The organism is Acetobacter sp. AAB5, assembly GCF_050106715.1.
Lineage (GTDB): Bacteria > Pseudomonadota > Alphaproteobacteria > Acetobacterales > Acetobacteraceae > Acetobacter > Acetobacter oryzifermentans.
Window position 1 is genome coordinate 444,786 of the sequence record NZ_JBNIEW010000001.1, and the last position, 22,117, is coordinate 466,902.

Below are 22,117 nucleotides of genomic sequence, written 5' to 3' on the forward strand. Positions count from 1 at the left end.
AGACAGTTACAGCAAGCCGGCTAACCAACCGTGCCACTGCACCATATCAGGATGTATAAACCGTAATGTGCCCCGATAGATGGGGGTTGTCCACCCCGCACCTGTATCCTGTTTAGGGCATATCAGCCGACCAATTCAATCTCGAAACGTGTTGCAACACCCAAGGCTTGGCCCAGACGTTCCAGCCCGCGGCGCACGCTCTCGCCTTTTACAGCCACACGGGTAGATGTCAGGATCAGCACCAGCGCATCTTCTTCCCATTCAAGGGATGTACCTTCCAGCAACCGCCCTGCACCGCCGGAGAGAGAATAAGCCAGCCGCAGGGCCAGCCCCAGCACCACGGCGCTTTTCCAGTCCTGCTCACTCAACAATGCGCGAGACGTTGCCAGGAAAAGTGCCTGCTGATCTGCTGCGTAACGAATAGCCAGCGCCAACGCCAACCATGCGCGGGAAGGATGGTCAAACCCACCACTCTGCACGCGCAAGATACGCCAATACGTTTGCTCCGCCCGATATTCGGGGTGATCGTGGCTGCCGATATCAGACAGATAACAGGCCAGATGCCGCAGGTATTTTTCTTCTGCCGTTTCCTCCGGCCGCAAAAAATCTGTCCACTGCATCAAGGCGTAAGGGAGTGAATTGCTGCGCCCAAAACGGGCACACATTTCACGCGCCACCACATCCATCGGGTTCTGGGCCAGAATATCCGGCGCAACCTTAAGCATGTACCAGCCCTCACGCAGGCCATCCACGCAAAAGACAATTTTATCCGGCTGCACCTTTTTCATCAGCCGCCGCAGCACCATGGCTGCAAAAGGCGTATCATCCAACCGCTTGCGTGGTGCCCCGGGCAGACGTTCCAAACTGCGGCGCGAACTGTTTTGCAGCCAGCCCGTCATCTCCCGCGCTTCCTGCACATCCAGCGTATAATAATGCACAATGTTGAGCGGATATTGCGTGCGCGCAATCTGGAGCCGCGCCAACGCACGGAACGCCCCACCCACCAGATAAAGTGTGCCGCCCTTTACCTTGGGCAACCACTCTACGCCGCCAATATCCTTATCTGCCAGCGTTTTGGCTTTATCCAGATCTCGGCCAGAACGATCCGCCAGCCGGATCATGCCCAGTGGCAGGGTTGTGGCATCATGCCGCCCTTGTGGCGTAAGGCGAATGAGCTCTAAAGACCCACCGCCCACATCGGCCACCAGACCGGAAGCGCCGGGAATACCGCACATAACGCCAATAGCGGAATGATCGGCTTCTTCCTTGCCAGAAAGAATGCGAATGGGCACGCCGGGCATGCTTTCACGCAAGGCTTGCACAAAAGCAGGCCCATTGCTGGCATCCCGCACAGCAGCGGTTGCCAGAATTTCAAACGGATCGGCCTTCATGGCGCGGGCAATGGCATGGAAGCGGCTGAGCACTTCCTTTGCCATTGCCACGCCTTCTTCATTCAGCTTTCCGGTTTCAGTCAGCCCGCGCCCCAAACGCAGCACGGCTTTTTCGTTAAAAATGGGAAGCGGATTGCGTGAACGCCCTTCAAAAACCACAAGCCTTACGGAATTGGAGCCAAGGTCCACCACTGCGGAACGGCACGGTTGATCAGCTTCCATCAAAAGCCCCTCCCCGTTTGCAAAAACTGGCTGCACAGCTTGGAACAACGGGGATGGGATAATCCCGACGCAAGAAAAAAGCTCATGATTTCAGACATCAATCTATCAGCAAGTCCTGTGAAGAGGTCAAAGACGCCGGGGCGCGGATAGGTGTGTCATGCGCGGCGGAGCCCCGTCCGGAAAGTGAAGGATGTGTCATAAACCATTCATGTGCGGAAAAAGGCCGGTTTCCGGGGTTTACGCGCCGCCATTCTCCGTTCTGCTCCAGCATCCATGATTGTAGGGTATCACGAATGTTGGATACCATGATCTGCCCCAAAACCTGCGCATGCACGGTGGGGTTGGTAATGGGCACCATGCTTTCCACGCGCCAATCCATATTTCGCGTCATCCAGTCTGCCGAGGAAATAAAGACCTTGGCATAGCGCGATGGCAGGCGATGTTCGTTACCAAACACAAAAATACGCGAATGTTCCAAAAAGCGCCCGACAATAGATTTAATGCGGATGTTTTCTGAAAGACCGGGAACTCCAGGCCGCAGGCAGCAAATGCCGCGCACAACACCCACAATCTTCACCCCCGCGCAGGAGGCTTTGTACAGGCAATCAATCAGATCCGGGTCCACCAGCGCATTCATCTTCAACCAGATGCTGCCGGGCTTACCCGCTTTAACGTGATCAATTTCTTCCTGAATCAGTTCCTTCAATGTGCTGCGGATGGTGATGGGGGAAAAGGCAATTTTCTCCATCTGCGCAGGCATGGCGTAGCCTGTAACGTAATTGAACAGGCGCGCAGAATCCCGCGCCAATGCCGGATCACACGTAAAGAAGGAAAGATCTGTATAAATACGGGCCGTAATGGGGTGGTAGTTGCCTGTGCCAAAATGCGCGTAAGAGCGCACAAGCCCACCTTCTCGCCGCACCACAAGGCTGAGCTTGGCGTGGGTTTTTAAATCCGCAAAGCCAAACACGACCTGCACACCCGCAGCTTCCAGCGCGCGGGAAAGGCGAATATTGGCTTCCTCATCAAATCGAGCGCGCAATTCCACCATGGCGGTGACGGATTTACCGGACTCCGCCGCCTCAATCAGCGCCTTTACAATGGGTGAATCGCGCGATGTGCGATACAGCGTCTGCTTGATAGCAATCACGTTGGGGTCCAGCGCTGCCTGCCGCAGGAACTGCACCACCACATCAAAACTTTCAAACGGGTGATGCACCAGCAAGTCCTTGGCGCGGATAGCGGCAAAGCAATCACCGTTGAAATCCCGGATACGCTCAGGAAAGCGCGGGGTATAGGGCGGGAACAACAGGTCTGGCCTGTCATCCACAATCATCTGCTTAAGATCCACCACGCCAATCATGCCGGAATGCACGGCAATTTCATCGGGCGGCAAATCAAGATCCGAGGCAATGGCTTCTGCCAGTTCCGTCGGCACCCGCTTTTCCATATCCAGATGGATAACAACCCCACGGCGGCGGCGCTTTAGAGCCGTTTCGTAGGAGCGGACAAGGTCTTCCGCCTCATCTTCAAATTCCACGTCGGTATCGCGCACCACGCGCAGCACACCGCTTTCACCCACTTCCAGACCATCAAACAGACGATCAATAAACAGGGTAATCAGGTCTTCCAGACGGAAGAAGCGCACCTTTGGCGGGGTTGTTGCATCTGCTGCCGGGGTAGGAGATGGCAGGCGGATAAAACGCTCTATCTGCGCAGGCAGCAGAATAAGAGCGTTCATGGCGAACAGGCCCGTATCTGCGTAAAGCAGGCGCAAACCCAGCGCCAAACCCATATTGGGGATAAACGGCAGCGGATGCGCAGGGTCCACCGCAAGAGGTGTGAGAACCGGAAACACCCTGTCCATAAAGATTTTGGCCAGATGTTCCTTGTCAGCCTCTGTCAGCGCGTCAGGTTCGCACAGCTCTACGCCGGCTTCTGCCAACAGGCCGCGCAGTTCTGTCCAGATTCGCTGCTGTTCACGCAGGAGGCGGGCGCAGCGTTCGCGCACAGCCTCAAGCTGCTGGGCGGGGGTGCGGCCATCGGGGGAAAGTTTGGTCAACCCCTCACGCACCTGCCCCACAAGCCCGGCCACACGCACGGAATAGAATTCATCCAGATTGCTGGCGCTGATAGATAAAAAGCGCAGACGTTCCAGCAGGGGGTTGCGGGCGTTATCGGCCTCTTCCACCACGCGCTGGTTGAAATCCAGCCAAGACAGTTCGCGGTTGATAAACCGTTCCGGCATTTCCAGAGTGATCTTCCGCTCTGCCGTTTTTCTGCTCTGCCGAGGTGGGCGGGTAGAAGGTTTTCTGGGCGCTGCTTTTCGGGCTGGTGAACGAGCTTTTACAGGGGCCTGCTCTTTTTTATCCTGCGCCGTCACGTTTCTTCCTTTCCTTGTGCTGCATCATGCGCCCCGTTTCCCGCCTTGGGGCAAGCAAAGCTTTACGCAAACGTAGGCAGCGCGAAAAGTTCAGCTCATCAATCTGGTGATGATTGTCATAAAACTGAAACATCACAACAGGCTTATAGCGCATATGTTCATTATTCTTCGCGCGCCAGCAGGCTTTCCAGCACATTGGCGGCCAAGGCGCGTGTAATACGCCCCCCCGATTCTAATGCGGCTTGGTCCAGCATGGCCACACAATCGCGCATGGCGCTTGCCCGGCGCGGCAGGCGGCGCAGCAGCCACTCCGTTACCTGTGCGCCCACCACAATCTGGCGTTCAGCCAATAGCCGCAGCAAAAGGCGGTGTAAAAGCCCTTCCTCCGCCGGGCCTAACGGCACAGAAGCCGTGGCCCGTAGCCGGCTTGCCAGATCTGGCAGCACAACCGGCCAACGCGCAGGCGGCCTGCGGGCCGCCATAAGCAAAGCCACGCGCCGTTCCCGCGCCAGATTGATAAGGTGCAGAAGGTCTCGCTCATTGGGCACTTTATCGGCATTATCCAATGCAGCGGCCCGAAACCCGCCATCTTCAAACAGCATTGCGGCTTCATGCGTGTTCAGGCGGCTGCCTTCCATAATGGGTGCGCCATAACGGCCCGCCCAAATAGAAAGAAGGTGCGTTTTGCCCGTACCACTTTCCCCCCACAGGGCCATGCGGCCTTCTGGCCAACGCGCAGCGGCCTCGGCATCCAGCACCCATGCTCGTGCTGCGGCATTAGAGGGTGCTGCCACAAAGTCCGACCTTCCGAATCGGGGGCGATGCGCAAAGGGCAAGGCAATTTGTTCTGCCTCGGTGGCCTCATTTTGGCGCTTTTGCCCGCCCGAAGGCGCGTTTAAAGGGCTTTTTGTTTCATCAATCCGTGTCATGCCGCTTTGCGCGCCGCTTCTCCTGCCGTAAAGACTGTGCTCGAGCGGGAATCCTAACCCACCCTGTCCCGCACATCGACCCTTATTCTCATTCGGACCAAGAGCACGCGCATGACGTCTTCACCTAGCACCCCTTCCTCCGGCCTCACTTACCGTGATTCCGGCGTGGACATTGAAGCAGGCGAAGCCCTTGTTGACGCCATTCGCCCGGCGGCCAAAGCCACAGACCGCCCCGGCACAATGGGGGGCCTTGGCGGATTTGGCGCACTGTTTGATCTAAAGGCCGCAGGCTTTAAAGACCCCGTGCTTGTATCCTGCACAGATGGCGTAGGCACCAAGCTGACACTGGCTATTGATAATGACCTGCATGAAACCGTGGGGATTGATCTGGTAGCCATGTGCGTGAACGATCTGATTGTGCAGGGTGCGGAACCCCTGTTCTTTCTGGATTACTTCGCCACGGGCCGCCTGTCTGTTAACAGTGCGGCCAAGGTTGTGCGCGGCATTGCCACCGGGTGTGAACAGTCTGGCTGCGCGCTTGTAGGCGGTGAAACAGCAGAAATGCCCGGTATGTATGCCGATGGGCATTATGATCTGGCTGGTTTTTCCGTTGGTGCGGCAGAACGCGGCGCGCTCCTGCCCGCTGGCATTGCAGAAGGTGATGCCCTTATTGCGCTGCCTTCTTCTGGCGTACACTCCAACGGCTTTTCCTTAGTGCGGCGCATTGTGGCAGATGCCCATCTGGCCTGGACAGACCCGGCAGCCTTTGCGCCGGGCAAAAATCTGGGTGAAGCATTTTTAGAACCTACACGCCTGTATGTGCGCCCGGTTCTGGCGCTGCATAAAGCTGGCCTGCTGCATGGTGCCGCCCACATTACCGGCGGCGGCCTGCCCGGCAATCTGCCCCGCGTGCTGCCAGATGGCTTGGATGCGGTGATTGATCAGGAATGGCCCGTAGCACCTGTGTTCAAATGGCTGGCCCGCACCGGCAATGTGGATACAGAGGAAATGCTGCGCGTGTTCAACTGCGGTATCGGCATGATCCTGATTACGCCAGAACCCGATGCCGTTCTGGCCCGCCTGCATGATATGGGTGAACCGGCTGTGCGCATTGGGCATATTGCCAAAGCAGCCTCCCCCACCGCCAAGCCTGATCTGAAAATGCAGGCCACTCCGGATTTTCGCGCAGCATGAGCGTTGAAAAAACACCCATTGCCATTTTGATCAGTGGCCGGGGCAGCAATGCCACGGCCTTGATCCGTGCGTGTGAAGATCCTTCCTTTCCTGCCCGCATCTGCCTTGTTTTAAGCAACAATCCGGATGCACCGGGGCTGGAAATGGCAAAAAAAGCAGGCCTACGCACGCTGGCCATCAACCATCGTGATTTTGGTAAAGACCGTGAAGCGCATGAACGCGCCGTGCATGCTGCTTTAACGGAAGCAGGCGCTCAGGCTATCTGCCTTGCTGGCTATATGCGCCTGCTGACCCCGTTTTTAACCGGCGCATGGGCTGGCCGTATGCTGAACATCCACCCCAGCCTGCTGCCCGTCTTCCCCGGCCTGCACACGCATGAACGTGCGCTGCAAGCGGGTGTGCGTGTGCATGGGTGTACCGTGCATCTGGTAACAGAAGGTATGGATGAAGGGCCTATTTTAGGCCAAGCTGCTGTGCCTGTTCTGCCGGATGATACCGCAGATACCCTTGGGGCACGCGTTTTGCGGCAGGAACACCAGCTTTACCCGCAAGTGCTCCGCCACTTTCTGCTTCAACGCCCTGTTTCTGCTCCGGCAGAGTGCGCCCTGCTTGTTGGCTAAGGCGCTTTTTTCTTTTCTGTTTTCCTGAACGGTTCTGACAGTCTTATGAACACACCTGCACGCGCCCCCCGTTCCCCAAAGCGTGGAAAAGGCCGCCCTGCCCCTCCGCAGCCTGATCCTACGCGCGATATCGCCTTTGATATTCTGTGCGGCGTGGTGGAACACCGGCGTATGCTGGAAAACAGCCTGTCTCGCTCTGCCGAAGCCCATAAGGCCGAACCACGAGACAGAGCCGCAGCGCACCGCTTGGCCGCAGCCACATTGCGCCATCTGGGCACACTGCGCACTGTGCTAGAACCGTTTTTACGCAAAGAACCACCCGAACCCGTACGCGTGGCGCTTATGATTGGCTGCGCGCAACTTCTGTTTTTAGAAACACCTCCACATGCTGCCGTTGGCACCACCGTTTCCCTCCTGCGTCGGCGTAAGCTGGCCCCATTTGCCGGGTTGGCCAACGCCGTGCTGCGCAAGGTGGCGGCAGAAGGGCAAAACGTGTTGGAAGGTCTGGATCAGGCGCGGCTGAACATTCCTGCATGGCTATGGAGTTCATGGAGCGTGCTGGGCCGTGGTGTGCCCCGCGCGATAGCTGAAGGCATCAGCCACGAAGCCCCGCTGGATATTACCATGCGCCCCGGTGCCACAGCGCCGGAAGGCGGTATTGTGCTACCCAATGGATCTGTGCGTTATCCGGCTGGCACCCGCGTTGCTGAACTGGCCGGGTATGAGGAAGGTGCTTTTTGGGTGCAGGATGCGGCAGCTACATTCCCTGCGCGTTTGCTCAATGTGCAAGCAGGCGAAAAGGTGGCAGACCTGTGTGCAGCACCGGGCGGCAAAACCGCGCAGCTTGCTGCAACCGACGCGCATGTCTCTGCTATTGAGAACAACCCCAACCGTATGGCGCGGCTAAAGGAAAATCTGGCACGCTTGGGCTTTACCAACGTTACCACCCTGCAAGCAGATGCGGGCACATGGCAGCCCGATACCCCCCTTGATGCCATTTTGCTGGACGCCCCCTGCTCTGCCACGGGTACAGCACGCCGCCACCCAGATGTTTTGTGGGTGAAGCGCCCGCGTGATCTCACAACGCTAACGGCTGGGCAGGATCGTTTGCTGGAAGCTGCCAAAAACATGCTTCGCCCCGGTGGCCGCCTGGTGTACGCCGTATGCTCCTTGCAGCAGGAAGAAGGGCCAGACCGTGCCCGTGCAGCAGAAGCCATGGGGCTGGTGCCAGACCCGTTTACACCTGAAGAACTCGCCTTTCTGCCAGAAGCCAGAACACCTGAGGGATGGCTGCGCACCCACCCCGGAATGTGGGCGGACAAAGGCAGCATGGATGGATTTTTTGCCGCCCGCTTTACCCGCGCATAACATTTGCAAAACTGTTTGAAAAAATACCAAACATACTGTTGCGCACGGGCGTAGGATTGCCGATAAACAGGGTATGCGCCCTGTATCTTACCCCCTTATCGCTCCAAGTGTTCTCGCTGCCGATTTTACCCGGTTGGGAGAAGAAGTTTCAGCACTCAAGCAAGCTGGGGCGGATTGGGTGCATCTGGATGTCATGGATGGGCATTTTGTGCCCAACATTTCGTTCGGGCCTGGTGTGGTTAAGGCACTCCGCCCCTGTTCTGACCTACCCTTTGATGTGCACCTGATGATTGCACCGGTAGATCCGTATCTGGAAGCTTTTGCACAAGCCGGGGCAGACCAGATTCTGATCCACATTGAAGCCGGGCCGCATACTCACCGCTCCTTACAGCGTATTCGGGATTTAGGGGCCAAGCCGGGCATTGTGCTGTGCCCCGCAACACCGCCAGAAGCCATTAGTGAAGTGCTGGATCTGGTGGATATTGTTCTGGTTATGACTGTTAACCCCGGCTTTGGTGGGCAGAAGTTCCTGTCCAGCCAGCTTCCCAAAATTCGGCGTATTCGGGAAATGATCACCCAAAGCGGGCGTGATATCCGGCTGGCGGTAGATGGCGGCATAGATGCCTCAACCGCTCCTCTGGCCATAGATGCTGGCGCAGATGTGCTTATTGCTGGCAGCGCCGTATATGGCAAAAAAGATTATGCAGCCGCCATTGCTGCATTGCGCACACATGTTGCCAAGCCAAAATAAAGCCACATCCGGCAAATAAATCATTCTTCACATGAATATTCTGCCATAAACCGATCACACCTTATTTTCTGCACCTGCCTTGATGGAGTTCTAAACTTCCAATGCCCCTGCGTCGCTGGACCCGCGGAGCCCGCCTTGCCTATGCCATGCGCAACCCGTTGGGAGGGTTTGCCCGCGTGCCGGCAGCCCCTGCCGTTGCTTTGCGGGATCTGTGGTCTGGAAACGCTGCTGGGGGTGAACAGCTTGTTCGCAACCAGACACTTTTTGAAGGCACCCAACGCCCTCTGATTGATGGGGAATGGGATAACCCCCAATGGCCAGAAGCCTATCGCCGCTGGTTGCAGGGCTTTACGTGGTTGCAGGATCTGCGCGAGCTGGGGGCAGAATCTGCCCGCATCAAGGCCCGCACATTGGTTGCCCAGTGGATGGAGCAAACCCCAGCAGAACGCCCTATTTCAGACCCATCCATAACCGGCGCCCGCTTGGCGGCTTGGCTTGGGTGTTACGAATTTTTTGCGGCCTCGGCAGATGATTCCTTCCGCCAGCAGCTTATGGCGTCGCTGATTATGGAAGCACGCTCCATAATGGCGCTGATGCCAGAGGAAACCACAGGCTGGCGCGCCCTTACGGCCCTTAAAGGGCTGTTGGCTGTTGCGGTTTCCCTACCTGATTATCCAGAATTTCTTACACGTTATCTGCGCTTGATTGACGCCACCATCAGCCAGCAGATTTTGCCCGATGGCGGCCACATTACCCGCTGTCCGGAAGACCTGTTGCAGTGCGTGCGCGAACTGGCGGAAATGCTGTATATTTTACAGGTTGCCCGCGTGCCCTTACCCACCAGCGTACTAGATGCCGCCAACCGCAGCGCCCCAGCCTTGCGGGCCATGCGGCATGGTGATGGCGGGCTGGCCCTCTTTAATGGCAGCAGTGAACAAAACCCACAATTTATTGAACACGTGCTAAGCCGCGCATCCCGCACGCGTGTTGTGGCGGCTGGCCTGCCAGAATCTGGCTTTGCCCGCCTGAACAATGGGCGTGCCTTGCTGATTGCCGATGCCGCCACGGCTGCCCCTGCGGGTTATGATAGCAGCGCGCATGCGGGCATGTTGTCCTTTGAATTTTCATCCGGCAGGCAACGGTTAATTGTCAATTGCGGCAGCAGCATCCAACGTGGTTGGGCAGAAGCCTTGCGCTACCCGGCTGCACATTCTGTTCTGGAACTGGCAGACCTTACCCCCATGCGGTTTGATGCCAATGGCGGTATCTCGCAAAAACCACAGGTCACACGCCAAATGTCTGTGCAAGACGGTGTGCATTGCCTGAGCATGACGCATGATGGCTACAAGCCCCAAGGCGGTGGCCTGTATTCTCGCAAGATTTATCTGGATAAAGACGGAACGGTTCTACAGGGCATAGAAAAACTGGAAGATGTCAGCATTCCGGTGCCACTTTGCATCCGCTTCCACTTGCACCCTGATGTGAGCATTGAGCAGGAAGAAGATGGCTACTTGCTACACACGCCGGAAGAAACATGGTTCTTCTGGTCTGACGCTGATATTGAAATAGAAGAAAGCATTTATCTGGGGCAAGGACAGCACCAGCCTACACGGCAATTTGTGCTCACTCCGGCTGTAGCAGAACAGCCTGCGGAAGAAGCACACGATCCTTTGGATACGCACCCCGCAGAAGAAGCCGCTTTACCTGCCGAGGCTGCCCCCCCCATAGATCACACTCCAGAAGTGCCAGAGGTGGGAACCGGTTTACTGGCAGAACCTTCGGACCTTGATGCCAATGGCTTGGAAAACACACTGCTACCACCGCCTCCGGTGCCGCAGGCCCCAAGCAAGCCACCTATCCGTTGGTCGCTCTCCCTCAAAAACGCGTAATGGGCTGACGTGAAGATTCTGGAAATCACAAACGTCGATTTTTCACTCACCCATTTTCTACTGCCTCTTATGCGAGAATTACGGGCAGAAGGGCATGAAGTGATAGGCGTTTGTGCGGATGGTCCTTTGCTTCAACATCCCAGAAGCGAGGGGTTTCGGGTTGAAACGCTGCCCTTTGCCCGTTCATTTTCTGTGCCCGCGCAACTTCGGGCCTTTTGGGCACTTGTTCGTCTTATAAAAAAAGAAAAGCCGGATTTGGTGCATGCGCATATGCCTATTAGTGGCATTCTGGCGCGGGCGGCAGCCAAGTTGTGTGGCGTGCCGCGCATTGCCTATACGTGCCACGGTTTTTTATTCAACCAACCCGGCTCTCGCCTGCGGCGCGGGTTGGCATTGGTGCTGGAAGTTCTGTGCGGGCGCATGACTGATGTTTATCTGACCGTCAGCCGTGAAGAAGCGCAGGATGCCAAACGCCTGCATATTCACCCCCACCCCGTTGCAATTGGGAATGGGCGAGACCCAGCCCAGTTTCACCCAGATGCGCAAGCCAGAACCCGTATCCGGGCAGAACTTGGCACATCCGCGCAAACGCCCGTAATTATTGTTGTCTCTCGCCTTGTGCGCCACAAAGGGTATCCAGAACTCCTGGCCGCCATGAAGCGAGTGCCAGATGCAGAATTATGGATTGTGGGGGAAAGACTGGCATCGGACCACGGCGCCAATATGGATGAATACCTTGCTCAAGCGCGGGCAGCGCTTGGCCCGCGGCTAAAATGCCTTGGTTATCGGGCAGATATTCCGGCTTTATTGGCCGCAGCAGATATTTTTGTGCTGCCCAGCCATTTTGAGGGCCTGCCTATGTCTATTATTGAAGCCATGTTGTGCGGATTGCCAGTTGTGGCCACCAATATTAGGGGCTCGCGCGAGCAGGTTGTGCCGCATGAAACAGGGCTACTTGTGCCCCCCGGCACCACGGCAGAACTGGCAGAAGCCCTTACAACGCTGGTGCAAAACCCAGCTTTATGCCAGCGCATGGGCGTTGCCGGGCTAAAACGTGCCCTACGCTTATTTGATGAAAAAACAATTCTACAAACCACCACACGCCTGCTGACACATTAAGCCATCAGGCGTGGGTGTACTTGTATTTAGTGGGCTGAGTTCTGGGCAACCGGCGCTGTTGTAACCGGTGTGCCTGTTTTATCCAGCAAATGAATTGTCAAACGCGAGGGTGATGCCGCAATACGGCCCCCAGAACGGCATTCATCCAACCGAATGCGCACGCCATCATTATTTTCCATCAGCAGGCCGCCAATGCCACGGCCCACTGTGGCCTCGCCCGAAAGTGCCCAGAATGTGCCTTCAAAGTCTTCAATACGCTGAAGGTTGTACACCTTGCCTACGCTGTGGCCAGAGGAATACCCAACAGCAATAGCGGAAGCACCCTTGATTTCAAACGGATACTGGCGGCCGCCATATGTCAGCACACCCCGGCCCCATGTATATCCTACACCCAGATCCGCCGAACGCGTATTAAATGTAACTGTTGCTGTAACCGGGCCAAGCATGGTTTCTGCGCCCGCAGGCATGAACCATGCTCCGCACAGCGCCAAGGCAGCAGCAAAATGGCGGGATGCAGAACGCATCAAAGGGCTCCCCGAATTCATTGAAACAACTTACCTTTTCCGTTGCGTAAAAAGCGGTGGAAACGGCTGACAAAACATTTTTGTACGTTTTGTCACGTTTTGTAGAATCAAGGATGGCATACCCACCCGCCCCTGCAAAGCCCTTTTCGCAAGATTTCATTACACGGTTTCAATGTGCGGTCAGTGTTCCCAAATCGGCTCTTTCAGGCCCGCAACAAAAGCCGCATGTGCGGCCAGTTCTTGCGGTGTTGGCTGCACACGCACAACCTTACGGTTCACCGGGCCTTCATACATTACAGAAGGCAGTTGCCCATCTTCCGCCATCAGCCCAAGACCGTGCTGGCGGCCCCCCATAAGCTCCACATACACATCGGCCAGCAGTTTGCAGTCCAGCAGCGCGTTATGGGTCGTTCGGGCAGAAAGATCTACGCCAAAACGGCGGCACAAGGCATCCAAACTGTTGGGCATGCCGGGAAAGCGCTCACGCGCCATATCCAGCGTATCCACCATGCGGTCCAAACCCAGCGTTTTTTTGCCTGCGCGTTTGAGTTCCGCATTCATAAACCCAAAGTCAAACCGGGCATTGTGCGCAATAAGCGGGTCATCCCCTACAAAGGCCAGGAAGTCATCCGCCACTTCAGCAAATTTGGGTTTGCCTTCCAGATCTGCCCGCGTAAAGCCATGCACGCGGGAAGCCTCCTCCGGCACATCGCGCTCCGGGTCTATAAGCTTATGAAAAGTTCGCCCTGTTGGCAGGTCTCCTACCAGTTCAAGGGCTGCAATTTCAATCACCCGGTCCCCCGTTGCCGGGTCCAGCCCTGTGGTTTCTGTATCAAACAGAATGGATCTTTTCATGCCCTCAGGCTCCTGATGAACTGGCGCACTTGCCGTTCTGTTTCTCGCATACTGCCGCCGGTGCGAATAACCTTGCCCGCTTGGCGCACGCGTTGGGCATCTGGCATTTGCCGAGCAATCAATTTGCAAGCCTCGGCTGGAGGCATCCCGCGCCTTTTGGCCACACGGCGCGCTTGTACCCAATGTGGGGCGGACACCACCAAAACATCATCGCATTCCCGCTGAGCGCCTGTTTCATAAAGCAGTGGAATATCCAGCACCACACAGCGCGCCCCACGCAAACGCTGCGCACGCAAAAACTTTGTCCGTGCAGCCCGCACCATGGGGTGAATAATCTGTTCCAGTTTTTTGAGCAGTGCCGGTTCTTTTATAACGGCTTGCCGCAATACGGCTCTATCCAAATGCCCGTTCTGCACAGCATGCGGCACCAGTTGGGCGATAGCTGGCAAGGCGGCCCCATGATCCGCCTGCAAGTGGCGTACTTCAGCATCTGCATCAAACACCGGCAAGCCTGCATGCCGCAACAACGTGGCTACAGTACTTTTGCCCATGCCCATACCACCGGTAAGGCCCAGAATTTTCATGCCCTTACCGTAGCCCTTAGAAACTTTCCTGCACAAAAGCTTCCGTTGCCGCATCCACTTCCGGGTTTACGCCATACCATTTCTGAAAACCCAACCGCGCCTGATGCAGCAACATACCAAGCCCGCCCAAAGTGCGCAGGCCAGCAGAGTGTGCCTCTGCCAACAAAGGCGTTACGCGTGGTACATAAACGATATCTGCCACCACCAGTGCCTTGGCCGCATGTGCCAGAGAAGGACGAAACGCAGCATCCGGGCCGCCTTCCATCCCCAAAGAGGTGGTATTTACCAGCAAACTATACGCGCCAAGGCGGTCTTCCCACATATTCCACGGCACCACGTCCAGCCCCGGCAGGGCTTTTGCCAGTTCTTCTGCCCGCCCTTGGGTACGATTGGTCACGGCAACACGTAGGCCACAATCCTGTAACGCAGCAGCAACAGACCGCGCAGCACCGCCAGCGCCCAACAGCAGAGCCTGTGCCTGTTCAGGCGGATTAAACCCAGCAGATTCCATGCTGGCCACAAAACCTGCGCCATCGGTTGAGTAACCGTGAATTTTGCCGTCATCTTCAAACACAAGTGTATTCACTGCACCTGCACGCTGGGCGGAATGGTCCAGCACATCGGCAATTTTGAAGGCAGCTTCCTTGTGTGGAATGGTTACATTTGCGCCCCGAAAGCCCGCAGCCTGTAAGCCCAGAACGGCTGCCACAAACGCATCTGGCTCAACCGGCAGCGGCACATAGGCACCATCTACCTCATAACGCCGCAGCCAGTAATTGTGCAGAACCGGAGAACGCGAATGCGCTACGGGCCAACCCAAAACACCCGCCAGCTTTGCCTTGCCCGTAATAATCTGCGGCTTGGCTGTATCTGTGGCGGTCATGCGTTTTCTCCATACTGTTCACAAAACTGGCGCCATGCCTGTGGCAGCAAGCGGGCCAGACGATTGGCCCATTCGGTCTGCCCGGCATCATCAGCAATCAAATCCTGCCGAATTTCAATTTCAATATGTGGTAGCTCACGCCGTTCACCATGTTGGGGAATGGTGTAATCCGATGTATCTGTTAGGGCGTAGGGTTCATTATCCCCCACCACCAAGCCATCCTGCTGCAAAAGCACAATCATAATACGGGCCAACCGGGAATCATGATTGTGCAAAAGTCCGGCATGCCATGGGCGCTGTTTGCCGTGCATGAATGGCGTAAAACTGTGTAGCGCCACAACCACCGTCTGGCGGCCTGCGGCAACATGAGCATCCAGTTCCTGCCGGATACGGGCGTGATAAGGATGCAGAATTGTCTGCTCCCGCCATGCCCGATCCTGCGCAGAGATATTCTGGTTGCGCGGCACTGTTGTGCCATCACTTACCTGCACGATAGAGGTTGGGTGGCCGGGGGCGCGGTTACAGTCAATCACCAAGCGGGAATACACCTGCTCAATCAACACAGCAGGCAGCAGGTCAGCCAGTTTACGGCCTACGCCATCTATGCCGATATCCCAGCCAATATGGCGCGCACGTTCCTGCGCACTTAACCCCAGATCACCCAATTCAGGCGGAATGGCACGGCCTGCATGGTCACTTACCAGCACAAAGGGGCCACCTTCATCCCGGCCATGCACCACAAAACTTTCTGCCATCAGCACCTGGTCCACAGACATGCCTTTCCACCTCCTGCATCGCACGGCATGGCGGAAAGATCGGCACGCATTGCCTGCCCTTTCCGCCATGCCGCAGAACACTTTTGTTCGGGTTTGAAAACTTATTTGGCGGAAGATACCACAACCGCAGCCAGATCAGCCTGCGCGCGCACCTGCCCTGCATCTTCCCCCGTCAGGCCTTCTGCATCCAGCCCGCTATCATCCAGCTCGTACACCAGATAGGCCGGATCTGCGCCATCCAGCGATTCTTCGCCGCCAACATCGTAGCTACGGGCTGCCACATATTCCGGGCCGCGCATTTTGCTTTCCAGACGCTCAACAGCCACAACCGGGCTTTCTGCGCGAATAACTTCCAAAAGCACATTCGGGCCGGGGTCGATCACGGCAAAGGTTGTAAGCTTGTGTGGTGTTGTCATGTTCATGAACTCCCTGAATTTCACTTGCTTTTAAGCAGAGAAATGCCGCTGGGCACAGCCCTTTCCCGCACTGCAACGCACAGAACAGCCCCGCCGCAGGATCGGCCCTGCCACGCTCTTTGCCAAAACCGGCATTTGCGCCCTAGGGCGCGCAACATTACTGTGGCATCTTTGCATCCGCGCCGCGGCAGTATAAGCCAACGCCTGAGCACATCTTACGCAGCAGGACGGAATTAGGGCCTAAAATGTCTCTGAACAGCCAGAACAGCACGGAAACGGAAAACCAGAAAAACGCCAATGTCCAGTGGGGCGGGCGGTTTGCCGGTGGCCCTTCTGAGATCATGCAGGCCATCAATGCCTCCATCGGCTTTGATAAGGTTATGTGGAAGCAGGATATTGCTGGCTCCCTCGCCCATGCGGCCATGTTGGCGCATGTTGGCATTATCTCCAAGGATGATGAAGCCACAATCCGCAAGGGGCTAACAGAAATCGGGCAGGAAATTGCTGCTGGCAACTTTCCCTTTTCCGAAGCGCTGGAAGATATTCACATGAATATCGAAGCCCGCCTGTCTGACCGTATTGGTGAGGCCGGTAAGCGCCTGCATACTGCCCGCTCTCGCAATGATCAGGTTGCAACAGATTTTCGCCTATGGGTGCGGGATGCCATTGATGGGCTGGACCAACAGGTTGCCGCCCTTATGCGCTCCCTCGCCCGCCGGGCGGAGGAACATGCCGCCACCCCCATGCCGGGCTTTACCCACCTGCAAACAGCACAGCCTGTAACATTCGGCCACCATTTGATGGCGTATGTGGAAATGCTGGCGCGTGACCGGGGCCGTCTGGCAGACACACGCAAGCGCCTGAACGAATGCCCGCTGGGTTCGGCCGCGCTGGCTGGTACATCCTTCCCCATTGACCGGAAGATGACCGCCGAACTGCTGCATTTTGACCGCCCCACCGCCAATTCTCTGGATTCTGTATCTGACCGTGATTTTGCGCTGGAATATCTTTCTGCGCTGTCCATCATGGCCATGCATCTTTCACGCATGGCGGAAGAAATTGTCATCTGGTGCTCCTCACCTTTCTCTTTCATCCGCCTTTCAGATGCGTTCACCACCGGCTCTTCCATCATGCCGCAAAAGCGTAACCCAGATGCCGCGGAACTGGTGCGCGCCAAAACTGGCCGCATCACCGGCAGCCTTGTCAGCCTGCTAACGGTTATGAAAGGCCTGCCGCTGGCCTACGCCAAGGATATGCAGGAAGATAAGGAACCCGTGTTTGAAGCCACGGATGCCGCTGCCCTCTCTCTTGCCGCATGCGATGGTATGGTGCGGGACATGACAGCCAACACCGCCCAAATGCGTGCACTGGCAGGTTCTGGCTATTCCACCGCCACAGATATTGCAGACTGGTTGGTGCGCGTGCTGAAAGTGCCATTCCGCACCGCACACCACGTAACAGGCCGCCTGGTTGCCAAAGCCGAGGAAAAAGGCGTGGGGCTGGCAGATCTGACATTGCAGGAAATGCAGGCAGAAGAACCCGGCATTACGGATGATATCTATTCGGTTCTCAGCGTAGATGCCTCCATTGCATCTCGCACCAGCGAAGGTGGCACCGCATCCGGCAACGTAAGCGCGCAGGCTCAGCGCTGGCTGAAAGCTCTGGGCGCAGAACCCACCACAGCAGGGCAGTAAAACCATGAACTACCGCCTGATTTTTGGCCTTGCGCTGGCTACTATCCTGTTTCTGCCTCTGGCGGCATGCGGCAAAAAAGGCACGCCGCATCAGCCCGGCCCGCAAAACAAAATTTCTTACCCGCGTATGTATCCGCCGGATGAATAAGACCACAGTGCGCACTATATGGGTTTCATAGCGCACCACACTGCATAACCTGCCATGCCAAGATTTTCTTGGTGTGGCATCCTGCTCCTTTTTTGCAATCAGAGCCTTTACGCCTCATGGCCGAAACACCTGTTTATACCGATGCCGACCCAACACTGGCAGAACTGTTACAAACACACCCGCAGCTTACGGTTAGCCCTACCTGTGGGCTGATGCTGGAAGGCGTGGCCCTAAACGCCATAGCTGATTCTGTTGGCACACCCTGTTGGGTATTAGGGGCGGGCACGCTGCGCATGCGTATGCGCCGGATGCACGCAGCCATGCGGGATGCCGGGCTGGATGTTTCCATCCACTATGCCGTGAAAGCCAATGATCATCTGGCCATTCTTACCCTGATCGGCCAGGAAGGTTTTGGGGCGGATATTGTAAGCGGTGGTGAACTGGCACGCGCCATAAAGGCCGGTATTCCAGCAAGCCGCATTGTGTTTTCCGGCGTTGGCAAAACAGATGCCGAACTGGAACAGGCCATTAGCCACGGCATTGGCCAGATTAACGTAGAAAGTGCAGAAGAGCTGAAAGCTATTTCAGCCATTGCCACCAAGCTGGGCAAGCAGGCCACCATTACCCTGCGCGTAAACCCGGATGTGGATGCCAAAACCCACGCCAAAATTACAACCGGGTTGGCTGCCAATAAATTTGGCATTCCATTTCAGGATGCCGCAGCACTTTATGCTCATGCATTCACCCTCTCCGGTGTGCGGCCTGTTGGTTTTGCCACCCATATTGGCAGCCAGATTTTAACCACCACCCCTTATCGTGCAGCCTATGCCCGCGTGGCGGAACTGGTGCGTACCGTGCGCGCCGCTGGCAATGCCGTAAGCGTAGTGGATTGTGGCGGTGGCCTTGGCATTTGCTACCGCAATGAAACCGAAGGTCAGCCCGAAGCGCTAGCTGGCGCCATTAAGGCGGAACTGGGCGATCTGGGCGTAAAGCTGGCAATTGAGCCGGGGCGTTGGCCCATTGGCCCGGCTGGTGTGCTGCTAAGCAGCGTGATCTTGCGCAAGGAACAAGGCATGGATGTGCCTTTCCTTGTGCTGGATACGGCCATGAACGAACTGCTGCGCCCCAGCATGTATGATGCGTGGCATGGCATTTTACCACTTGCACCGCAGGCGTTCAGCCAACCCGTTTCCTTGGCCCATGTGGTCGGCCCTGTGTGTGAAAGTGGAGATACATTTGCGCGGGATAGGCTTTTGCCCCCGCTGGCCCGCAATGCACGTATAGCCCTGCTGGATACAGGCGCGTATGGTGCGGTTATGAGTTCCACTTACAACAGCCGCCCGCTTGCTGCAGAAGTTCTGGTTGAAGATGGCCAATGGCAGGTGATACGCCAAAGGCAGAGTGTTGAAGAACTGTGGCAGGATGAAACTGTGCCCTCCCACCTTGCCAAAGCCACATGAACCAAGGCGGTCTGCACCAATCCCTGACCGCCTCCACCGCTGAGGATGGAGCGCTGGCGGAGCGCCTTGCCACCGCACGCCGCCATGCCGCCATTGTTTTGCGGATAGAACGGCTGTGGCCTGCGCTTCAGCCCACTTTTGCCCTGCTGGGCGTTTACTGCGTAGCCTCTTTGCTACGCATCCCTCAGCATCTACCAGATGGCATCCGGCTGCTGCTGGTGGCCGGGTGGCTGAGCCTATGCGGCTGGCGACTGCACAAGGATATTGAAAACCTTGCGCCCCCCACCCCAAGCGAGGTTGACCGGCGCATTGAACAGGCATCCGGCCTACACAACCGCCCCCTCGCTACGCTAACAGACCACCCTGCAGGCACATCCTCGCAAAGTTCCACCACCTTATGGCAGGCGCATCAACAGCGTATTCTGGCATCACTTGGCAGGCTGCGGGTGGGTTGGCCGCGCCTTTGGCCACAAGGCCGCACGCAGCAGATTGGGGCATGGGTATTGGTTGTAGCCCTTGCTGGCACAGCCGGGCTTGCGGGTTCCTCCGCGCCGGGGCGCATCCTTGCCGGGTTTATTCCGGGGCGGGATGATCCTGATGTCCCCTTCCCGCGTGTAGAGGCATGGATAACCCCACCTACATACGCGCCAGATGCCCCTGTTTTTTTGGGCAATATCAAAACTCCTCCCCAAACGCCGCAAGGGGCCCATCTTACTGCCATTGTCACGGGTCTGGCCTCACACCCCACCTTGCGGGAACAGGGTGGCATGGTGCTGCATGATGCCACACGCCACAAATTGGATGCTCATAGCTGGAAGCTGGATGTGGTGCTGGAGCATTCTGGCACCGTACGCCTTACAGGCCGCGGCCGAACATTAGCCCAATGGCCCGTAACCGTGCTGCCAGATGCAGACCCCGGCGTGAAATGGGGGCCCAACCCCGGCTCTCCCCGCAAAGAAGAATGGCGCACACTTCTGCCGTATGAGGCCAGCCATGCTTATGGGCTGGCATCCCTTAAGGTAGAACTGCATCTGGCCCACGCCAAACACGGATCAGAACGTACACTCACCATTCCCCTTCCTCTTGTTGGGCATCCCAAATCTGTAAAAGGTGCCATTAGCCCCGATCTGTCGGAAGATCCGTGGGCAGGAGAAACTGTAACCGGCCGTGTGATTGCCTCCTCCGTAAGCGGGCATGAGGGCAAAAGTGCCCCCGCCACGTTCCGTATGGGCGCACGTGTTTTCCATTCCCCCATTGCCCGCGCGCTGTTGGATGTGCGTAAACGCTTCGCTTTGGGGCAGGAAAGCCGGCAAGATGCCGCACTAGATCTGGAAGCACTGGCCGATGCACCCGGCCCCGTGCGCGAGCATACCGGTATGTTGCTGGCGCTCAGCAGCGTGGTGGCCATGCTGGATAACAACCTGACAGACACGGCCACCGCCCGCGCTGGCGCCACAAACCTGCTGTGGGATCTGGCTCTGGATATAGAAGACCGCCGCACAGGGGATGATGCCAGTGCTCAGGCATCCATTGATGTGCGCGCAGCCCAAGCCGCCGTAGCGCAGCAGCTCCAGCACATGCACGAAAACGGGCAGCAAGGACAACAAGCCCAGCAGGAACTGGAAGAAAGACTCAAAACCCTGCAAAGCGCCATCAGCCGCAAAATGCAGGCACTGGCCAATCAGGCCATGAAAGATCACACGGTTATTCCTGATCTTCCGGGTTTTACCAGTGCGGGGAATCAGGCCTTTTCCCGCCTGATGCGCCAGCTTCAGTCCGATGCCTCCAATGGTCATGCAGATGAAGCGCTGAAGCGTTTGCAGGATATGGAAAACGCCACCGAGCGCATGCGCAATGCCACACCACAGGATATGGCAAATTTGGCGCAGCAGATGATGGCGCAACAAAAAATGCGCGAACAGGCTGCCGCCCTACATGATCTGGCCAGCAAACAAACCGCCTTGTTGGACCATGCGCAATCTCGCCTTGATGAAAACCTAAAAGCGCAGGCCCAGAAACAAAGTGATCTGGCAGACGATGGTGATGGTGAGGCCGATTACGCCAACATGCCCACATCCGAACTGTTGCGCCGTTTGGGCCTGCCCATGCCTCCGGGTTCAGAAGGGGCGCAGCCTGCGCCCCCACCTCCGCCCTCGCAGCCCGAAACACCGGTTATGCCTGACCCGGCAAAAGCAGAGGCACAAGCAGCAGCCCGCCGTAATGAGCGTGCCACGCAGCATGCGTTGGAACACGCGCTGGATGAGTTGAAAGACGAATTTAAGGATCTGACAGGCAAAACCCCCGGTGCTTTTGATGAGGCCCGCAAAAGCATGCAGGATGCCCGCAAGGCGCTGGCCGATGGGGATGATGCCGCCGCCGCCAATGCTGAAGAAAAAGCACTGGAAGCCCTGCGCAAAACACGCCAGCAAATGCAGGATGCCGTTAAGGGTAACGGTAAAAACAGTATCCCCAGCTTTTTGCCCGCTCTGGGCAGCCCGTCTGATGGATCTTCTGGTTCTGGCAGTGCATCCGATGGCCAGAATGGTTCTGGCTCACCCTCTGATTCCTCAGAAAATCAGGAGGAAGAAGATAAACAGGGCGGCAAGCGCGATCCGCTGGGCCGTAAACTGGGTGAAGGCAAGGATCAGACCGAAGATGATTCTACCCACATTCCAGATAACGTGGCACGCCAGCGCGCCAGAGAAATTGAGCAGGAACTGCGGCGGCGTGATTCAGACCGCACCCGCCCACAGCAGGAACTGGATTATCTTGACCGTTTGCTTAAGCCGTTCTGAAAGGCGAATGAAGCAAACTCTTCCCCCGACGTATCAGCAAGATAACCGGGTATGACTTTTTACATTGCACGGAGCGAAAAGAGAGTATGGCTCGTTTTCTGGTAACCGGTGGCGCT

Annotated in this window: 19 protein-coding genes; 10 read left to right on the plus strand and 9 right to left on the minus strand. The window is 56.8% G+C overall.

Annotated elements, in window-relative coordinates:
- Positions 1-122: 122 nt before the first annotated feature.
- From ACP7IZ_RS02080 to ACP7IZ_RS02090, 3 genes are all read right to left on the minus strand, one after another.
- Complete coding sequence (locus ACP7IZ_RS02080) at positions 123-1,613, minus strand: Ppx/GppA family phosphatase (protein WP_426847627.1); 1,491 nt, start codon at positions 1,611-1,613, stop codon at positions 123-125.
- 97 nt (positions 1,614-1,710) lie between these two features.
- Entirely contained in the window at positions 1,711-3,996 is a 2,286-nt protein-coding gene (locus tag ACP7IZ_RS02085) for an RNA degradosome polyphosphate kinase (protein ID WP_426847628.1), read from the minus strand.
- 161 nt (positions 3,997-4,157) lie between these two features.
- Positions 4,158-4,925 (minus strand): hypothetical protein, encoded by a 768-nt coding sequence (locus tag ACP7IZ_RS02090; protein ID WP_063353830.1) that lies wholly within the window; start codon positions 4,923-4,925, stop codon positions 4,158-4,160.
- Between the two features lie 111 nt (positions 4,926-5,036).
- Here ACP7IZ_RS02090 and purM point away from each other — a divergent pair, with 111 nt between their 5' ends.
- The 6 genes from purM (at position 5,037) to ACP7IZ_RS02120 (ending at position 11,866) form a co-directional block, all read left to right on the plus strand.
- A complete protein-coding gene (gene purM, locus ACP7IZ_RS02095) occupies positions 5,037-6,119 on the plus strand; it encodes a phosphoribosylformylglycinamidine cyclo-ligase (protein WP_426847629.1) in 1,083 nt (360 codons plus the stop codon).
- On the plus strand, positions 6,116-6,739 hold the full coding sequence (gene purN, locus ACP7IZ_RS02100) for a phosphoribosylglycinamide formyltransferase (RefSeq protein WP_426847630.1): 624 nt from the start codon (positions 6,116-6,118) through the stop codon (positions 6,737-6,739). Before purM ends, purN begins: the two co-directional genes overlap by 4 nt.
- A 45-nt stretch (positions 6,740-6,784) precedes the next feature.
- Positions 6,785-8,107, plus strand: coding sequence for an RsmB/NOP family class I SAM-dependent RNA methyltransferase (locus tag ACP7IZ_RS02105; protein ID WP_426847631.1), 1,323 nt, complete (start codon positions 6,785-6,787; stop codon positions 8,105-8,107).
- Between the two features lie 73 nt (positions 8,108-8,180).
- On the plus strand, positions 8,181-8,858 hold the full coding sequence (gene rpe, locus ACP7IZ_RS02110) for a ribulose-phosphate 3-epimerase (RefSeq protein WP_426847632.1): 678 nt from the start codon (positions 8,181-8,183) through the stop codon (positions 8,856-8,858).
- A 101-nt stretch (positions 8,859-8,959) separates the two neighbouring features.
- Positions 8,960-10,747 carry a heparinase II/III family protein gene (locus ACP7IZ_RS02115; protein WP_426847633.1) on the plus strand — a complete coding sequence of 596 codons (1,788 nt, stop codon included), beginning with the start codon at positions 8,960-8,962 and terminating at the stop codon, positions 10,745-10,747.
- A 9-nt stretch (positions 10,748-10,756) separates the two neighbouring features.
- Positions 10,757-11,866, plus strand: a complete 1,110-nt coding sequence (locus tag ACP7IZ_RS02120; protein WP_426847634.1) for a glycosyltransferase family 4 protein — start codon at positions 10,757-10,759, stop codon at positions 11,864-11,866.
- Between the two features lie 26 nt (positions 11,867-11,892).
- Here the strand turns inward: ACP7IZ_RS02120 and ACP7IZ_RS02125 are convergent, their stop codons facing one another.
- From ACP7IZ_RS02125 to ACP7IZ_RS02150, 6 genes are all read right to left on the minus strand, one after another.
- Positions 11,893-12,411 (minus strand): hypothetical protein, encoded by a 519-nt coding sequence (locus ACP7IZ_RS02125; protein WP_426847635.1) that lies wholly within the window; start codon positions 12,409-12,411, stop codon positions 11,893-11,895.
- Positions 12,412-12,570: 159 nt separating this feature from the next.
- Complete coding sequence (gene dnaQ / locus ACP7IZ_RS02130) at positions 12,571-13,245, minus strand: DNA polymerase III subunit epsilon (protein WP_426847636.1); 675 nt, start codon at positions 13,243-13,245, stop codon at positions 12,571-12,573.
- Entirely contained in the window at positions 13,242-13,829 is a 588-nt protein-coding gene (gene coaE, locus ACP7IZ_RS02135) for a dephospho-CoA kinase (RefSeq protein WP_426847637.1), read from the minus strand. The genes dnaQ and coaE overlap by 4 nt, the downstream gene beginning before the upstream one ends.
- A gap of 16 nt (positions 13,830-13,845) precedes the next feature.
- Positions 13,846-14,712, minus strand: coding sequence for a shikimate dehydrogenase (locus ACP7IZ_RS02140; protein ID WP_426847638.1), 867 nt, complete (start codon positions 14,710-14,712; stop codon positions 13,846-13,848).
- Entirely contained in the window at positions 14,709-15,488 is a 780-nt protein-coding gene (locus tag ACP7IZ_RS02145) for an N-formylglutamate amidohydrolase (protein WP_426847639.1), read from the minus strand. Before ACP7IZ_RS02145 ends, ACP7IZ_RS02140 begins: the two co-directional genes overlap by 4 nt.
- A gap of 101 nt (positions 15,489-15,589) precedes the next feature.
- A complete protein-coding gene (locus ACP7IZ_RS02150; protein WP_035351682.1) occupies positions 15,590-15,910 on the minus strand; it encodes a hypothetical protein in 321 nt (106 codons plus the stop codon).
- A gap of 239 nt (positions 15,911-16,149) precedes the next feature.
- Here ACP7IZ_RS02150 and argH point away from each other — a divergent pair, with 239 nt between their 5' ends.
- The 4 genes from argH (at position 16,150) to ACP7IZ_RS02170 (ending at position 22,001) form a co-directional block, all read left to right on the plus strand.
- Entirely contained in the window at positions 16,150-17,598 is a 1,449-nt protein-coding gene (gene argH / locus ACP7IZ_RS02155; RefSeq protein WP_063353819.1) for an argininosuccinate lyase, read from the plus strand.
- 4 nt (positions 17,599-17,602) lie between these two features.
- Positions 17,603-17,746: a hypothetical protein gene (locus ACP7IZ_RS02160; RefSeq protein WP_162853387.1), complete on the plus strand. Its 144-nt coding sequence runs from the start codon at positions 17,603-17,605 to the stop codon at positions 17,744-17,746.
- A gap of 116 nt (positions 17,747-17,862) precedes the next feature.
- Positions 17,863-19,206: a diaminopimelate decarboxylase gene (gene lysA / locus ACP7IZ_RS02165; protein ID WP_426847640.1), complete on the plus strand. Its 1,344-nt coding sequence runs from the start codon at positions 17,863-17,865 to the stop codon at positions 19,204-19,206.
- Positions 19,203-22,001: a DUF4175 domain-containing protein gene (locus ACP7IZ_RS02170; RefSeq protein ID WP_426847641.1), complete on the plus strand. Its 2,799-nt coding sequence runs from the start codon at positions 19,203-19,205 to the stop codon at positions 21,999-22,001. The genes lysA and ACP7IZ_RS02170 overlap by 4 nt, the downstream gene beginning before the upstream one ends.
- Positions 22,002-22,117: the final 116 nt, after the last annotated feature.

What these genes read in the sequence shown, in the direction of transcription:
- ACP7IZ_RS02080 (WP_426847627.1), bottom strand. Translation starts at nt 1,613, where the DNA reads ATGGAAGCTGATCAACCGTGCCGTTCCGCAGTGGTGGACCTTGGCTCC.
- ACP7IZ_RS02090 (WP_063353830.1), bottom strand. Translation starts at nt 4,925, where the DNA reads ATGACACGGATTGATGAAACAAAAAGCCCTTTAAACGCGCCTTCGGGC.
- purM (WP_426847629.1), top strand. Translation starts at nt 5,037, where the DNA reads ATGACGTCTTCACCTAGCACCCCTTCCTCCGGCCTCACTTACCGTGAT.
- purN (WP_426847630.1), top strand. Translation starts at nt 6,116, where the DNA reads ATGAGCGTTGAAAAAACACCCATTGCCATTTTGATCAGTGGCCGGGGC.
- ACP7IZ_RS02105 (WP_426847631.1), top strand. Translation starts at nt 6,785, where the DNA reads ATGAACACACCTGCACGCGCCCCCCGTTCCCCAAAGCGTGGAAAAGGC.
- rpe (WP_426847632.1), top strand. Translation starts at nt 8,181, where the DNA reads ATGCGCCCTGTATCTTACCCCCTTATCGCTCCAAGTGTTCTCGCTGCC.
- ACP7IZ_RS02115 (WP_426847633.1), top strand. Translation starts at nt 8,960, where the DNA reads ATGCCCCTGCGTCGCTGGACCCGCGGAGCCCGCCTTGCCTATGCCATG.
- ACP7IZ_RS02125 (WP_426847635.1), bottom strand. Translation starts at nt 12,411, where the DNA reads ATGAATTCGGGGAGCCCTTTGATGCGTTCTGCATCCCGCCATTTTGCT.
- dnaQ (WP_426847636.1), bottom strand. Translation starts at nt 13,245, where the DNA reads ATGAAAAGATCCATTCTGTTTGATACAGAAACCACAGGGCTGGACCCG.
- coaE (WP_426847637.1), bottom strand. Translation starts at nt 13,829, where the DNA reads ATGAAAATTCTGGGCCTTACCGGTGGTATGGGCATGGGCAAAAGTACT.
- ACP7IZ_RS02140 (WP_426847638.1), bottom strand. Translation starts at nt 14,712, where the DNA reads ATGACCGCCACAGATACAGCCAAGCCGCAGATTATTACGGGCAAGGCA.
- ACP7IZ_RS02145 (WP_426847639.1), bottom strand. Translation starts at nt 15,488, where the DNA reads ATGTCTGTGGACCAGGTGCTGATGGCAGAAAGTTTTGTGGTGCATGGC.
- ACP7IZ_RS02150 (WP_035351682.1), bottom strand. Translation starts at nt 15,910, where the DNA reads ATGAACATGACAACACCACACAAGCTTACAACCTTTGCCGTGATCGAC.
- argH (WP_063353819.1), top strand. Translation starts at nt 16,150, where the DNA reads ATGTCTCTGAACAGCCAGAACAGCACGGAAACGGAAAACCAGAAAAAC.
- ACP7IZ_RS02160 (WP_162853387.1), top strand. Translation starts at nt 17,603, where the DNA reads ATGAACTACCGCCTGATTTTTGGCCTTGCGCTGGCTACTATCCTGTTT.
- lysA (WP_426847640.1), top strand. Translation starts at nt 17,863, where the DNA reads ATGGCCGAAACACCTGTTTATACCGATGCCGACCCAACACTGGCAGAA.
- ACP7IZ_RS02170 (WP_426847641.1), top strand. Translation starts at nt 19,203, where the DNA reads ATGAACCAAGGCGGTCTGCACCAATCCCTGACCGCCTCCACCGCTGAG.